Origin of the sequence: Microcoleus sp. Pol12B3 (assembly GCF_036701355.1) — a bacterium.
GTDB lineage: Bacteria > Cyanobacteriota > Cyanobacteriia > Cyanobacteriales > Microcoleaceae > Microcoleus.
Window position 1 is genome coordinate 11,672 of record NZ_JAUBQS010000033.1, and the last position, 14,731, is coordinate 26,402.

General features: G+C 46.8%; 13 protein-coding genes. 4 read left to right on the forward strand and 9 right to left on the reverse strand.

Annotated elements, in window-relative coordinates:
* Positions 1-77 precede the first annotated feature (77 nt).
* Positions 78-1,904: a penicillin-binding protein 2 gene (gene mrdA / locus QUA53_RS17540; protein ID WP_333098841.1), complete on the reverse strand. Its 1,827-nt coding sequence runs from the start codon at positions 1,902-1,904 to the stop codon at positions 78-80.
* 21 nt (positions 1,905-1,925) lie between these two features.
* The gene (locus QUA53_RS17545; protein WP_333098840.1) at positions 1,926-2,060 is read right to left on the reverse strand and encodes a hypothetical protein; all 135 of its coding nucleotides are present in this window, start codon (positions 2,058-2,060) and stop codon (positions 1,926-1,928) included.
* Between the two features lie 403 nt (positions 2,061-2,463).
* Here QUA53_RS17545 and QUA53_RS17550 point away from each other — a divergent pair, with 403 nt between their 5' ends.
* A complete protein-coding gene (locus tag QUA53_RS17550) occupies positions 2,464-2,946 on the forward strand; it encodes a hypothetical protein (RefSeq protein ID WP_333098838.1) in 483 nt (160 codons plus the stop codon).
* A gap of 203 nt (positions 2,947-3,149) precedes the next feature.
* Positions 3,150-3,947, forward strand: a complete 798-nt coding sequence (gene cysE / locus QUA53_RS17555; RefSeq protein ID WP_006634002.1) for a serine O-acetyltransferase — start codon at positions 3,150-3,152, stop codon at positions 3,945-3,947.
* 91 nt (positions 3,948-4,038) lie between these two features.
* Here cysE and QUA53_RS17560 read toward each other — a convergent pair whose 3' ends face one another.
* Positions 4,039-4,620: an Npun_F5749 family FMN-dependent PPOX-type flavoprotein gene (locus QUA53_RS17560; RefSeq protein WP_333098836.1), complete on the reverse strand. Its 582-nt coding sequence runs from the start codon at positions 4,618-4,620 to the stop codon at positions 4,039-4,041.
* Positions 4,621-4,786: 166 nt separating this feature from the next.
* On the opposite strand from QUA53_RS17560, the gene QUA53_RS17565 reads away from it, so the two are divergent.
* On the forward strand, positions 4,787-5,905 hold the full coding sequence (locus QUA53_RS17565) for a tocopherol cyclase family protein (RefSeq protein ID WP_333098834.1): 1,119 nt from the start codon (positions 4,787-4,789) through the stop codon (positions 5,903-5,905).
* Between the two features lie 54 nt (positions 5,906-5,959).
* Positions 5,960-6,460, forward strand: a complete 501-nt coding sequence (locus QUA53_RS17570) for a plastocyanin/azurin family copper-binding protein (RefSeq protein WP_333098832.1) — start codon at positions 5,960-5,962, stop codon at positions 6,458-6,460.
* Between the two features lie 7 nt (positions 6,461-6,467).
* Here the strand turns inward: QUA53_RS17570 and QUA53_RS17575 are convergent, their stop codons facing one another.
* From QUA53_RS17575 to pflB, 6 genes are all read right to left on the reverse strand, one after another.
* Positions 6,468-7,373 (reverse strand): MvdC/MvdD family ATP grasp protein, encoded by a 906-nt coding sequence (locus tag QUA53_RS17575; protein ID WP_333098831.1) that lies wholly within the window; start codon positions 7,371-7,373, stop codon positions 6,468-6,470.
* Positions 7,374-7,589: 216 nt separating this feature from the next.
* Positions 7,590-7,904 (reverse strand): hypothetical protein, encoded by a 315-nt coding sequence (locus tag QUA53_RS17580; protein WP_333098830.1) that lies wholly within the window; start codon positions 7,902-7,904, stop codon positions 7,590-7,592.
* 123 nt (positions 7,905-8,027) lie between these two features.
* Positions 8,028-8,321, reverse strand: a complete 294-nt coding sequence (clpS, locus tag QUA53_RS17585) for an ATP-dependent Clp protease adapter ClpS (protein ID WP_015178834.1) — start codon at positions 8,319-8,321, stop codon at positions 8,028-8,030.
* A gap of 226 nt (positions 8,322-8,547) precedes the next feature.
* Positions 8,548-11,178 carry a bifunctional acetaldehyde-CoA/alcohol dehydrogenase gene (adhE, locus tag QUA53_RS17590; RefSeq protein ID WP_333098829.1) on the reverse strand — a complete coding sequence of 877 codons (2,631 nt, stop codon included), beginning with the start codon at positions 11,176-11,178 and terminating at the stop codon, positions 8,548-8,550.
* 126 nt (positions 11,179-11,304) lie between these two features.
* On the reverse strand, positions 11,305-12,045 hold the full coding sequence (gene pflA / locus QUA53_RS17595) for a pyruvate formate-lyase-activating protein (RefSeq protein WP_333098827.1): 741 nt from the start codon (positions 12,043-12,045) through the stop codon (positions 11,305-11,307).
* A gap of 279 nt (positions 12,046-12,324) precedes the next feature.
* The gene (pflB, locus tag QUA53_RS17600; protein WP_333098825.1) at positions 12,325-14,553 is read right to left on the reverse strand and encodes a formate C-acetyltransferase; all 2,229 of its coding nucleotides are present in this window, start codon (positions 14,551-14,553) and stop codon (positions 12,325-12,327) included.
* Positions 14,554-14,731: the final 178 nt, after the last annotated feature.

Consider the following 14,731-nt stretch of genomic DNA (forward strand, 5'->3'; position numbering starts at 1 on the left):
AAGGAAGAAGGAAGAAGGAAAAACAAGAAACTTGCCCAATTCCCAATGCCCAATTCCCAATACCCAATAACTAAGGACTAAGGACTAATAACTACTGGCTGCTTCACCTTTTTCGGTTGCCCAAAATAAGCTTGAAATACCTCTTTGGCGATCGGGGCCGCGGCAACAGAACCATAACCGCCATTTTCCACAACCACGGCGATCGCAATTTCCGGCTTGTCAGCAGGCCCGAACGCTACATATAAAGAGTGATCCTCCTGTCCAATAACCTCCGAAGTCCCTGTTTTGCCTGCGGTCATCGGAATCGTACCGTCATTCATCCCCTGCCCAGTACCCTCGGCAACCACCGCGATCAGTCCCTCCTTAACCACCTTAATTGTTGAAGGTTTCATCCCTGTATGTACCCGTTTAGTCTCCGCTGTGCCGGTCATAGAAGTCAAAAGATGAGGCTTCAGCCGATAGCCTCCATTAGCGATCGAACTCACCATCACAGCGGCCTCCAAAGGAGTCACTAACACCAACCCCTGACCGATCGACATGGTTACCGTATCACCCGCATACCAAGGTTCTTTATAAATTTTCTCCTTCTCCTCCGGCGTCGGGATTTGACCGTGAGTGCCACCGCCTAGCCCCAAAAGATTCAAATCCGTATCCTTGCCAATTCCCAAGCGGTGTCCCCACTTAGAAATTTGCTCCGGCCCCGTACTAATCCCCACTTGATAAAAAAATGTATTGCTGCTGAAAGCCAAAGCCTCCCGAAAGCCGATGTCGCCGTAACCGCCGCTGTGTTCGTTAAAATCAATTCCCCCCACAGTAATGTAAGACGAAGTACCGAGAATTGAGTCCGGCGAAAATTTGCCCGACTCCAGACCCGCGACGGAAGTCACAATTTTAAACGTGCTGCCGGGGGGATAGCCTTGCATGGCCCGATTCAAAAATGGATTTTCCTGGTCTTGAAGAGTTTGCCACTCATCCTTAGTGATTTTTCGCGTAAACAGATTGGGGTCAAAAGTCGGGTGGCTGGCCATAACTAATACCGCCCCGGTTTTGACATCCAGCGCCACTACTGCTCCCCGGCGGTTCCCCAAGGCTTTTTCGGCTGCTTTTTGCATGGACAAGTCTATGGTTAGCTGCACCGCCTCACCGGGTTTGGGCGGTGTCTCTCCCATCAGCCGCAATTCTTGATTTTGGGCATTTACCTCGATCAGTCGATCGCCCCAAACTCCTGCAATCTTCTTGTTAGAACTCGCTTCTATGCCCATCTGACCGACAATCATCCCCATCGGATATTCAGGATGAGCTTCCAAGTCTGCTGCAGTAGCTTCGCCAATATATCCGATCACGTGAGCAGCCAAACTGCCTTCGGGATAGTAGCGGTTCGCTTCTGGCCGCACTTCCACTCCCCGCATCTGTCCCACCTGTTCTGCTAGTGGCACAAACACCTCTGGCGGCATTGCTTGCTTGAGCCGCACCGGTCTGTAGGATTGAGGATCGACCTCTTTTAATTTTTTTAAAATTTCTTTCGCCGGGATTTTAAGCAGCGGACTCAACTTTTCTGCTGTCGCTTTCCACTCTTCCGGCGTTTGTTCTTTCGGCCACAAATATACCGATCGAGCTAAATTGTTTGCTGCTAGCAAGTTGCCCTTGCGATCGATGATATGTCCGCGATTCGCCGGCATTGGCACTAGGCGAACGCGATTGTTTTCGGCTCGTTCCCGGTGTTGCTTCCCTTGTATCAGTTGCAATTCCACCAGCCGACTAGCGTGCAGGCCCAGCAAACCTGTTGCCACCAGCATTAACACGATCGCCCGGTGTATCGGACGCTCCTGTTTCTTAGGAGTTTCCGCGAGGGTTTTGTCAGAAGAGGGAAATGCTGAGATTGAATAAACTTGTCGTTGCATCATTCTATAGGTAGATGTCAAATCCTAGATTTTAGATTCTTGAATTGTCAATTGTGAAGTATACATCATCAAACCGGGGACAATCGGGCCTTGACTCTTGGGAGAAACGGAATGATCGATCGTTAACTTTTGACTAATCACTAATAGCTCGTAACTCATGACTGCTGACTGCTGACTAATCCCCCAAGCACCAAGAAGTAGCCAGAAAAATCAAGGCCAGGCTCAGCCAATTAGGGAGGTGTAGCCAGCCGGATAGGCTTATAGGTAACAATACCAAGGCCTGTGTCAATAGGGAACCGATGGCCAACAGCAAGGCGAGGAGTATCAAATTTATCATCTTGACACCGTACAATTTCGGATATGAGTGGCTCGCCTGTGGCAGAAATCCGAGTGGCACAAGCGAGCGCGATCGTACAGGGATTGTCCTGATAGACATAAGGAAGAGAAGCCAGGAGGTTTTGAACTAATTTAAAAATTATTCTTCCTCCATAGTTTGTATTCGAGGGGCTGCGATGGGTAAATTCTGAGTTGTGATTTTAAGTTGTGACCGAGGAGTATTGCCATGTTGTATAATCAGCGACCCAATTTCAAAAACGGTGCGCTCTTGGCTGCGATTGCCGCGATCGCCGCCCTACCAGTTTTAGCAGAAACAGCTAATTTCGGCACTTTAACTTTATCGCGAGGTTTTGCAGCCCCAACAGCAGTTTTGAGAGGTTCCACAGGCGGATCGTACTCTCTATCTGTGATAGCCAACGCCGATCGCCACAAAAACAAATGTTTGGGTTTTGCCACCCCAACTCCCGACCACATCATAGTCTTGCAGGAAAACTTTTCAAAACTCACGCTCCAAGTCAACAGCGGAGGCAAGGACACAACCTTACTCGTACAAGGCCCCGGTAATGCGGTGCGCTGCGGAGACGATATAGGTCAGAATAAAGATGCTGGCATAGTTGATTCAGACTGGCAAGCAGGCTCTTACAAGATTTGGGTCGGTACTGTCGAACCCGGAGTCAAGTCTAACTATACAATCTCTGTACAGGAATAGAACGCAGCGACGCTGTGGCATAGCCACAATAAAATGCCGTCAAATTCTACCCCCATCTTCCCATCTCCGAGCGATCCACTGCCCCAATCTCCCACACTCTTAATCTCCCACTAGCCAATCTCCCGATCGACCGCTCACTTCTCCCATCCAGTAAAATGTAAAATCGAAAGTGGCGTGTTTAACCAAAATAGGTAACTCCGAAAGTGCTAAAGACTCTTAGAGCTGACTTCAGTATAATTTTCGATCGCGACCCTGCCGCTCGCAACTGGCTGGAAGTTTTGTTTTGCTACCCCGGTCTTCAGGCCCTAGTGCTGCACCGCCTCGCACACTGGCTTTATGTGTTGGGACTTCCCTTCATCCCCCGCTTGATTTCCCACATTGCTCGCTTTTTGACCGGAATTGAAATCCACCCAGGGGCAACCATAGGCAAAAGCGTATTCATCGACCACGGTATGGGGGTTGTGATCGGCGAAACAGCCATTATCGGCGATTTTGCCCTAATTTACCAAGGTGTCACCCTCGGCGGTACTGGCAAACAAAGCGGCAAGCGTCACCCTACCGTAGGCGAAAACGTAGTTGTCGGTGCCGGCGCCAAGGTACTCGGCAATCTGCAAATTGGCAATAACGTCCGCATCGGCGCCGGTTCCGTCGTGCTCCGCGACGTACCATCTGACTGCACAGTGGTAGGGATTCCCGGCCGCATCGTCTATCGATCGGGAGTGCGCGTCAATCCGCTAGAACACGGCAGTTTGCCGGATTCGGAAGCAGTGGTAATTCGCTCTTTGCTCGATCGTATCGAATCCCTCGAACAGCAAGTGAAAAGTTTGCTTCCTCAAGCATCTGTCTCCTTAAATTCTGTTCCCAATTCGCCTTCAGCATTCCCAACTTTAAATCAAACCAGCAATGTAGCTGTAGCTGAAAAAACCCAATTAGCTGTTGCTACCACGTGTCAGTTAAAAGATAAAGCAATTCAAGAGTTTTTTGACGGCACCGGCATCTAAAATTTGAATTGGGCATTGGGCATTGGCATTGCGCATTGGAACTGACAACAAATAACCAATAACCAATAACTACTGACTACTGACTTCTTTTTCAAGGATTAACCGATCGCACAGACCAATTTCCCTCCCCGTCGCGCCGATAAAGCGATCGGTTTTGCGGTTCCCCCCGCAACTCCAAAAAATCCACCGTTTCCGGTTCTAACAACAGCAAGCAAAAATTAGGCAGCGGCTCGATCGCATTTGGGGAAGCATAATCAAAAGCACTAGCCTCGGCTTTGTCATCCCCCGGATGCGGCCAAGCAAACTGCGCTCTAGCCGCCTCTGAAAGCTCCTGCCAAGTTGTGCACCGCGATGAACACAACTCTGCCTCTGGATAATCTGGCCCTACCAAAACTAGCTTTCCAGCAATCCGAAATTGTTCGCGAGTTTTTGGGAAATACCAGCAAATTTCCCCCCAAGGATAGAGGTTAATTTCCTCGGCTTTTTGACTGCGAATATCTGTAATAAATTTCAACTGATTAGTATCAGCTAAAAAACCTCGAAACACCACAGTGCGGTTGGCCGGACGCCCGGTGGCGCGAACAGTTGCTAGTTGCAAGTAGCGGGCAAAAGCGAGACTGCGGTTGCGGTGGAGCGCGTGAGCTAAGGGCGATCGCCAAAGTGCTAAAGACATAATTAATAACCTATCATATTGGTAATGGGTAATCGGTAATTGGTAATCGGTAATTGGGAATTCTATCCATTAAATCCGTCGAGCCAATCTGTTGCCGAATTTCCTGCTGCTTCTCTTGCCTAAACTCACAACTTACAACTATTAAAATCTTGCTATTGGTAATTTTATGTCAAATTCACTCTCAAAACTCAAAACTATTGAAACTCCCCACAGCGGCTACCACTGGGACGGCAGTTCCCGGCGCTTTTTTGAAGGGTGGTACTACCGAATAACATTACCGATTCACGGACAATCCTTTGCATTCATGTATTCAATAGAAGACCCCAGAGGCGGTCAACGTTACAGTGGCGGTGCAGCTCAAATTCTCGGTCCGAAAGATAGCTATTTGTGTCGCACCTTTCCCGATGTAAATAAGTTTTGGGCACACCGAGAAGGTTTGGCTTTCGGACATTGGGGCAAAACAGATTTACAACTTAAACCCGGATATTTAGAACCGCAAGTATTCGACAGCAGCGTCGAAGAAGGCTATCAAGCTACTGCTACTTTAAATCAAGGTTATCTGCACGATCCGGGAAGTGGCAGCCACTGTTTTTGGCAATACGAAATCCAACCTATTTATGGCTGGGGGAACTCTGAAGAAATCCAGAAATCAACTGCGGGAATGCTATCTTTCCTGCCTGTATTTGAGCCGGGATGGCAAATTTTAATGGCTCATGGTTTAGCCACTGGCTGGATTGATTGGAACGGCGAACGCTACGAATTTAAAGATGCTCCCGCTTACAGCGAAAAAAACTGGGGCGGTGCTTTTCCGCAAAAGTGGTTTTGGATTAATTGCAATTGTTTTCAAGGCGAAAATGATTTAGCTTTAACTGCTGGCGGCGGCAAGCGGGGCGTGCTGTGGTGGATGGAATCGGTAGCAATGATTTGTCTGCATTACCGAGGTAAGTTTTACGAATTTGTGCCTTGGAATTCGGAAGTTAGTTGGAATATTGAACCTTGGGGAAGCTGGAAAATGCAGGCGAGAAACAGTCAGTTTGAAATTGAGTTAATTGGCACTACAAACAGTTCTGGTACTTATCTGCGAGCTCCTACAGAAAAAGGTATGGCTTTTTGCTGCCGGGATACGACGCACGGCGAATTGCGCTTGCAACTGCGAGAGTTGTTGGGGGGAAATGTGGAAAAAAATGGCAAGCAGCGTTCTAGAATTATCTTAGAGGCTCAAAGTTCTTTATGCGGTTTGGAAGTTGGGGGCGGGCCTTGGGATGAAGTTTGGCGATCGAATTAAGTCAGCAGTGAGTAGTCATTAGTCAGTTAATAGTTAACAGGAGTTAGAACAGCCATGATCAATATACTCGGTTGGCAATTAGGCAAATTCTACCGCTGTCAGCGGTTACAAAAAACTTTCAAGGTGATTTTGGGAGTAATTTTATGTTTGAGTACAATCTTGATGCCGGCGGCAATTGTTAGTGCTGCAGGTGATTTGTCTCGGCAGCCTGTCACCGAAATTACTGTTAGTTTAGGTAACGAAGCTGGGGAACTAAAGTTTTTTCCCAATCTATTAGAATTTGAATCTGGCAAGCGCTATAAATTAGTGCTGAAAAATCCCAGTTCGCAGAAACATTATTTTACTGCTAAAGACTTTGCTGATGCGAGTTGGACTCAAAAAGTTGAAGCGGGTAAGGTGGAAATTAAAGGAGCGATTCACGAATTGGAACTTAAACCGGGCGCTATGGCAGAATGGGTGTTTGTACCCATGAAATCGGGAACCTACAACCTGCGCTGTACGGTAGCCGGACATACAGAGGCGGGAATGATTGGCAAAATTACGATCGCCTCTTAAGTCCGAGTTAATACATTAACAGATTGACCAATTTTTGTGTAATCGGAAAACCAGTTTGACGCTCAAAATGTCTGAACATGGGACTAGGATTTGCCTCTAAAAATACATACTCGCCCGTTGGCTTAAGACGCCAATCAATAGCAGTCCAATCGAGCATAAATGCCTTTAATATTGCTAAACATTGTTGGTGAACTGATTCGGGCAAATCTATCGGAATTAACTCGGACTCTAAATCTTCCCGAAAGTCCAAAGCTTGACTGCGAATTTCCGCAGAATAGACTGATTCACCAATCACATAACTGCGAATGTTTGTCCCAGGAATATACTCTTGTATTGTGATTGGAGAAATACTCAAAGCCAAGTCCAGCCGATTAGGTTCTAAATGCGCCTCTGTCACCAACTTGGTATGAGCGCCACCATAAACTGGCTTAAAAATTACTTTTTTCTGAGATTGGACAAATTCCCTAACTTGCTCTGGGTTGTTACTGATTAAAGTTGCAGGAATTGTCACTCCTATTTGCTTTGCCAGACTCAGTTGTAGTGGTTTTTCTTTATGAAATTGGTATGCCTGCCAGGAATTAATCCAGCGAGCCGGACAAGCTTGCATTAGCGATCGCACTGTACTCATGGAATCGTTCAATGCAACTTGCTGTTGATTTGCATCTTTTAAATGTGCAACGCCAACACCGGAAAAATTGCGCCAAAATACACTGTGAATATCTTGAAAATTCAACTGGCGACCTCCGGGTAGCGTCAAGCACCCAACCAGGGTATCAGGTTGCCAAGACAGACGTAATTGTCTTGGAAACAGATAGGTATCTAAATAATCTACTTCTGCACCGGCTTGGGTGAGAGCATCTTTTATATGAGTAGCATGAGCATCTGAATCATTACCCAGAATTAAAATGTTCATGGAGAAATTTAAAAATTAAAAATCATCAATCTATGTGCTAAAATCAAGTACAGATATGAAAAGTCGCATCACTTATTGTGAAAGTGCTGCAACTTTTGAACTCTTGAACAAAGACACTCAAATGAGGCTATATCTTTGAAAGTCTCATTACAGAAACAATCGGAATAGTTCAGGAGTTAGGAAAAGATTATACAATTGTTGGCAGGCATGAGATTACTAATAAATAGGGCCTCCACCGCCTTCAAACCAAGCTTTCGTGTAAGGTCCTCCACCCTCTTCACCTATAGCCAGAGTGGTCACCGGAGGGTCGAAAATAGGAGGCGGCGGAGGAAATCCTCCTCCTCCTTCACTTCCCGGACAGGGAGCTGAGATACACTGTATCGGACCACCCCCACCTTCTTCACCTAGAGCCAGAGTCGTGAAACGAATTCCACCTCCGATGTGGGCGGCTTGTTCATCAGTTAATATCTCTTCAAAATCCAAATCAATGGCTTCGAGATCGGCAATATCTAGATCAAAAGGATGATTCATAAAATTCTCCTACTTGAGTAAAAGATTAGGTGTATTGACACATAATCTAAATCAAGAGGATGAAGTGATGTTGCCATTTTGGCAAATTTGAAAGTAAGTATTGTAACTGTTAATTAAAAAATGTTAAGCTGACTCGAGCGGAGCCATTGTCAGTCCGGCACGGCTCAATTGCATATGATAAAGTTCTGCTTGCTCTTGCGGCCCAACCCAGACGGTGGCCTGGCCTTCGTGGTGGATTTGGTTGGCGAGTTTCCAAGCTCGATCGCTCGTCATCCCCGGAATGTATTTCGTCAAACATTCCACAACGTGCTGGAATGTGTTGAAATCGTCGTTAAGAACTATTACCCGATAGTTGGGATAAGGTTTGCGGGTAACTTGACTCGATCGAACGGGTGCTATGGTTGGTGAAGAGGTCATCGCGCGAACAGCCACTGAAACTACAAAATTCGTAAAAGAGTTACCTCTAAAATTTTAACACAATTTCAAAAATTTTCAACCCCTACTTGGTATTTTGATCCGCTTCGGGGTTTATTTTTACCACCGGGCTCTGCGTTAAACTTCTCCAGAAACTGTGGGGAGTAGGGTTAGGCATCCTGCCCCCCCTTGACAGGCTTTTCTGGAGAAATCTATGGCACCGCGCCGATTACACTAAAGTTAACACTCGATTGAGATCAGAAGTGTCGCCGTCAGAATACGCTTGCACCAGAAGTTGCTTTAAATCTTCAATCAGCGGATAGCGGGGGTTCGCTCCGGTACACTGATCGTCAAAAGCTCGATCGGCCATTTCCTCAACGCGAGCAAAGAAGAAATCATCACTCATTCCCTGACTGGCGATCGCCTCCTGAATCGTGCTAGGAATATCTACCTGACGCTTCAAATCTTCCACGGCTGCGATCAACTTCTCCACTTTCTCCTCTTCTGTATCGCCGCCCAAATTCAGATAGTCTGCAATTCGAGCATAACGCCACTTGCTGTTAGGATACTTGTTTTGAGAAAAAATCGCTTGTTTGAACGGAACATCCGTTGCATTGTAGCGAATGACATGGGAAATCATCAGCGCATTCGCTAAACCGTGAGGGACGTGGCAAGTTGCACCTAATTGGTGAGCAATTGAGTGACAAACCCCCAGAAAAGAGTTGGCAAATGCCATCCCGGCGATCGTAGCAGCATAATGTACTTTCTCCCGCGCTTTCGGATCGTTAGCACCATTTTTGTAAGCGCTGGGCAGGTATTTAAACAGCAAACGAATCGCTTCTAAAGCCAAACCATTTGTATACTCAGAAGCCAACACAGAAACATAAGCTTCTAAAGCGTGGGTTAGCGCATCAATGCCGCCGTAAGCAGTCAGTTTCCGGGGCATATTCAGCGTAAGTTCTGGATCGACGATCGCCATACTCGGAGTCAGAGCATAATCTGCAAGCGGATACTTAATCCCCGATCGTTCATCCGTAACAACCGCAAAAGGCGTGACTTCCGAACCCGTTCCCGAAGTAGTTGGAATTGCCACCATAATTGCCTTTGAACCCAAAGGCGGCAGTTCGTATACCCGCTTGCGAATATCCATAAACCGCATCGCCAATCCTTCAAACTCAATTTCTGGATGCTCGTACATCAGCCACATTACTTTAGCAGCATCCATCGGCGAGCCACCACCAAAAGCAATAATCACATCTGGATGGAAACTATTGCAGATTTCTAAACCTTTGCGAACAGTAGCAAGGGAAGGATCGGGTTCCACATCATAAAATGTGTAGTGATCGATGCCGATTTCTTCCAAACTCTCTGTGACTTCCTTAGTCAATCCCAATTCAAACAAAGGTTTATCCGTCACAATCAAAGCACGTTTCTTACCTGCAAGATCCCTCAAAGCTACAGGAAGACAACCCGACTTAAAATAAATCTTGGGAGGAATGCGGAACCAGAGCATATTTTCGCGCCTTTCTGCTACGGTTTTGATATTGAGCAGGTGATGGGGTGTCACGTTGACAGAAATGGAATTATCGCCCCAGCTACCGCAACCGAGGGTGAGGGAGGGATCGAGGCGGAAATTGTACAAATCGCCGATCGCACCTTGAGAAGAAGGCGTATTAATCAGCACCCGCGAAGTCTCTAGTTTGCTTTCAAAATAACGAATGTGTTCCTGATTGTGGGGGGCCGTGTAAAGTACAGAAGTATGTCCGTGCCCGCCAAAAATTATCAGCGCTTCAGCTTTGTCTACTGCTTCAGTAAAGTCCTTGGCGCGGTACATTGCGAGAATGGGCGAAAGTTTTTCACAAGCAAAGGGTTCTTCTTTACCTACCGCATCCACTTCTCCAATCAAAACCCTGATGTTTGACGGCACTACAAAACCAGCAATCTGCGCCACCTTTTGCACCGATTGTCCGACAATTTCGGCATTCAATCGCCCATCAATTAAGATTACCTGCCGCACTTTTTCTCGTTCTTCAGCAGTGAGGAAATAAGCACCGCGCTTGATAAATTCCAGTTGCACGGCATCGTACACCTCATCCACAACAACCACCGATTGTTCCGAAGCACAAATCGTGCCGTTGTCGAAAGTTTTGCTGAGCAAAATTGAGCTGACAGCCATTTGGATGTGGGCGGTTTCATCGATGATGGCGGGAGTATTTCCCGCGCCGACACCGAGGGAGGGATGTCCTGAAGAGTAGGCCGCTTTTACCATTCCCGGCCCGCCAGTTGCCAAAATTAGTTTGATATCGGGGTGCTGCATCAAAGCTTGGGAAAGTGGCACAGTTGGCTCGTCAATCCACCCAATAATATCCGGTGGTGCTCCTGCTGCTACAGCAGCATCGAGGATGATTTTTGCCGCCGCAGCCGTGCAGGATTTGGCGCGGGGATGGGGCGAAAATATAATGCCATTTCTCGTCTTGAGCACGATTAAAGATTTAAAGATGGTGGTGGAAGTCGGGTTAGTTACAGGAACGATTCCCGCCAGCACTCCCACGGGTTCGGCAATGCGTTCGTAGCCAAAATGCCGATCGGACTCGATAATACCGCAAGTCTTGTCGTTTTTATATTTGTTGTAAATCATTTCCGAGGCAAAATGATTTTTGATTGCCTTATCTTCGATGACTCCCATTCCCGATTCTTTGACTGCTGCTTTGGCTAAGGGAATGCGGGCGGCATTAGCGGCTAAAGCTGCTTGCTTGAATATGCGATCGACCTGTTCTTGAGTGTAGGTGGCAAATTCAGCTTGGGCTGCTTTCACTTTTTGAATTAGGACTTCTAATTCTTCTAAATTGGTAACTTTCATGTTGTTTTTCCTGATGTTTATTTCGGGAAAATTATTGCCTCAATCTTTGATTGGTAGGAACCCGCCGATCGACGCAGATAATTTCAAGATTGTCGGTGATTTGTGAACGCGGTCTTTTAATTATTATTATATACCGCTAGCTCCGATCGCATTGACGCCGCGACTGCGAAAAATATCAACCGTTTGTTGCACGAGTTCCGGTGAAGCTGGAGGTGTATCCTTGAGTTCGTAATCCAGTTTTAATTGTTCCCATTTGTATTCTCCCATTTTATGAAATGGCAATACTTCTACTTTTTCCACATTGTTCAGATTGGCAATAAAATCCGCTAGTTTTTCTACGTTTTCGATGTCATCTGTGAGGTGAGGAACTAGAACGAAGCGAATCCACGTCGGTTTGCCAATTTCGCTGAGATATTTTGCCATTGCTAAAGTAGGCTCGATGGAAACGTTCGTGACTTTGTAATACAGTTCAGGAATGTAGGATTTGATGTCCAATAAAACGAGATCGGTCATTTCCAGAACCGGTTTAGCAGCTTCTAAAACACAGAAGCCTGATGTGTCCAGCGCTGTATGCAACCCCATTTGATGACAGCGGCTAAAGATTTCTCTGACAAAATCCGGCTGCATCAACGGTTCGCCGCCGCTGACTGTAACGCCTCCTTTCCGCAGGTAGGATTTACATTTTGTAATTTGCTCGATTAAATAATCGACGGTTACTTCTTTACCATCGTGGGAATCGCGACAGTCGGGATTGTGACAGTACAGACAGCGTAACGGACAGCCTTGGGTGAAGACGATAAACCGGATTCCGGGGCCGTCTACGGTACCAAAAGTTTCGATTGAATGAATGCGACCAATTCCAGACATTTAATTTGCTGTTTGTTGGTTGGGATTTTGAGAGTAGGGATGAGCGGGAGGGCAGGGTTAACAATAGCCGGAAAAGTTTCTGGACTCTTGTTGATAGCCTCGGCTCGCTCCCCCTGGCATCTCACTTAAGAAGGGGGATTGTCCGAGGTTCCGGTTCTCCCATTCTTAAGGCTAGGGGGGATTGAGGTTAATCATTTAACAGCTTCTTCATTCCCCCTCTGTTCGGATGAAAGTTTGACTCTTGAGCGGTTGAAACCGCCGAGTTTTTTCTGCTGGGATTTAGACACGTTCGTGGAAAGTGCGTTTAATCACATCTAATTGCTGTTCGCGGGTAAGTTTGATGAAATTAACCGCATAACCGGAGACGCGAATTGTTAGCTGGGGATAGTTTTCTGGATGTTCCATCGCATCTAGTAATGTTTGCCGATCGAGCGCGTTAACATTGATGTGATGACCGCCATCGTGGAAGTAACCGTCTATAAGACTAACTAGGTTGTTAGTCCGATCGCTCTCCATTCTGCCCAAGGCCTGCGGTAAAATCGAAAAAGTATTCGATATGCCATCTTGACAATCACTGTAAGGCAGTTTCGCTACAGAAGATAAGGATGCGATCGCCCCACAGGAATCTCGGCCGTGCATCGGATTAGCACCGGGAGCAAAGGGTTCGCCTGCTTTACGTCCGTCGGGAGTGCTACCAGTTTTTTTGCCGTACACTACGTTAGAGGTAATCGTGAGTACCGATTGAGTCGCTACAGCGCCACGGTAGGTTTTGTGCTGGCGAATTTCGTTCATGAAGCTTTGCACAAGTTCGATCGCCAGACTGTCTACGCGATCGTCATTATTGCCGTATTTTGGATATTCTCCTTCGATCGAGTAATCTACGGCCAAACCTTGCTCGTTGCGAATCACCTTAACTTTAGCGTGTTTAATCGCCGAGAGCGAGTCCGCCACCACAGACAACCCGGCAATTCCGCAGGCCATTGTCCGGTAAACATCGCGATCGTGCAATGCCATTTCCAGCCGTTCGTAGCAGTATTTGTCGTGCATATAGTGAATGACATTCAACGTATTGATATACGTTTTTGCCAACCACGCCATCATTTCCTGGAACCGCGCTCTTACCTCGTCGTAATCGAGATATTCGGTAGTAATCGGTGGGAACTGCGGCGCGATTTGGTCGCCGGACTTCTCATCTTTACCGCCGTTAATCGCATAGAGCAAAGTCTTAGCCAAGTTAACTCGCGCGCCGAAAAACTGCATTTGCTTGCCAATTCGCATCGCGGAAACACAACAGGCGATCGCGTAATCATCGCCGTATTGAGGACGCATCAAATCGTCGTTTTCGTACTGAATCGAACTTGTGTCGCTGGATACCTTCGCACAGAATTGTTTGAAGTTGTCCGGCAAGTTTTCCGACCACAAGACGGTGAGATTTGGTTCTGGTGCAGTACCGAGGTTTGAGAGAGTGTGTAAGAATCGGAAACTGTTACGAGTTACCAATGTTCTACCGTCATCACTGATACCACCTATCGCCTCTGTTACCCAAGTTGGATCGCCAGAAAACAGATCGTTATAGTCGGGAGTTCGCAAAAACCGCACCATGCGGAGTTTCATGACAAAATGGTCGATCAGTTCTTGCAATTCCACTTCGGAACTCGCGCCGCTTTGCAAATCGCGCTCGAAATAAATGTCTAAAAACGTCGATACGCGGCCGAGAGACATAGCTGCCCCGTTTTGTTCTTTCACTGCTCCCAAGTAGGCAAAATACAGCCACTGGACAGCTTCTCGCGCGTTTGCCGCCGGACGGCCAATATCAAAGCCGTAGCTAGCAGCCATTTCTTTTAACTCAAACAATGCCCGAATTTGCTCGGATAACTCTTCGCGCAAGCGAATTGTTGCCTCATCCATCGCGTCTAGTTCGAGCGATTCTTGCTGTGTTTTTTTATCCTCAATCAGGCGATCGACACCGTACAAAGCCACGCGCCGATAGTCACCGATAATCCGCCCGCGTCCGTAGGCATCGGGCAAACCTGTGATGATACCAGAACGTCTCGCCAGACGCATCGAGCGCGTGTAAGCATCGAATACACCATCGTTATGAGTTTTGCGATATTTCGTAAATATTTCTTCAGTTTGCGGGTCGAGCTGATAGCCGTAAGCTTCTAAACCTGCCTTGACAACGCGAATTCCGCCAAAGGGCATAATCGCGCGTTTCAAAGGTCGATCGGTTTGCAAACCTACTATTTGTTCTAAGTTGCGATCGATGTATCCTGCTGCATGAGCGGTGATAGATGTGGGAACTTTTGTATCAACATCCAATACACCTTTTTCGCGCTCTTGCTTCATTAATTCCAGAACTTTTTTCCAAAGCTGCTGGGTTTTTTCGGTTGGTGCTGCGAGAAATTCTGCATTCCCTTCGTAGGGGGTGTAATTTTTTTGAATGAAGTCTCTGACGTTGACTTCCTTTGTCCATTTGCCTTCAGTAAAGCCGTGCCATTGTACTAACATAGCTTGCTTTCACCTCAATCTTTTGTTAGCGGTCGATTTTTTCTTCTGGGACCGCTATATCTACTATATATTTAATCTCAATATTTTAAATAGCCTGTTTGCTCTTTGTTACAAAACTTGACTTGCTAATTCGGTGGGAAGAATTAAAATAAATAGTATGCAGAACAACCTCTGGGAT

Excerpts from the sequence above, each read along its gene's own strand:
- mrdA (WP_333098841.1), bottom strand. The coding sequence starts at position 1,904 with ATGATGCAACGACAAGTTTATTCAATCTCAGCATTTCCCTCTTCTGAC.
- QUA53_RS17545 (WP_333098840.1), bottom strand. The coding sequence starts at position 2,060 with ATGAGTTACGAGCTATTAGTGATTAGTCAAAAGTTAACGATCGATCAT.
- QUA53_RS17550 (WP_333098838.1), top strand. The coding sequence starts at position 2,464 with ATGTTGTATAATCAGCGACCCAATTTCAAAAACGGTGCGCTCTTGGCT.
- QUA53_RS17560 (WP_333098836.1), bottom strand. The coding sequence starts at position 4,620 with ATGTCTTTAGCACTTTGGCGATCGCCCTTAGCTCACGCGCTCCACCGC.
- QUA53_RS17565 (WP_333098834.1), top strand. The coding sequence starts at position 4,787 with ATGTCAAATTCACTCTCAAAACTCAAAACTATTGAAACTCCCCACAGC.
- QUA53_RS17570 (WP_333098832.1), top strand. The coding sequence starts at position 5,960 with ATGATCAATATACTCGGTTGGCAATTAGGCAAATTCTACCGCTGTCAG.
- QUA53_RS17575 (WP_333098831.1), bottom strand. The coding sequence starts at position 7,373 with ATGAACATTTTAATTCTGGGTAATGATTCAGATGCTCATGCTACTCAT.
- QUA53_RS17580 (WP_333098830.1), bottom strand. The coding sequence starts at position 7,904 with ATGAATCATCCTTTTGATCTAGATATTGCCGATCTCGAAGCCATTGAT.
- clpS (WP_015178834.1), bottom strand. The coding sequence starts at position 8,321 with ATGACCTCTTCACCAACCATAGCACCCGTTCGATCGAGTCAAGTTACC.
- adhE (WP_333098829.1), bottom strand. The coding sequence starts at position 11,178 with ATGAAAGTTACCAATTTAGAAGAATTAGAAGTCCTAATTCAAAAAGTG.
- pflA (WP_333098827.1), bottom strand. The coding sequence starts at position 12,045 with ATGTCTGGAATTGGTCGCATTCATTCAATCGAAACTTTTGGTACCGTA.
- pflB (WP_333098825.1), bottom strand. The coding sequence starts at position 14,553 with ATGTTAGTACAATGGCACGGCTTTACTGAAGGCAAATGGACAAAGGAA.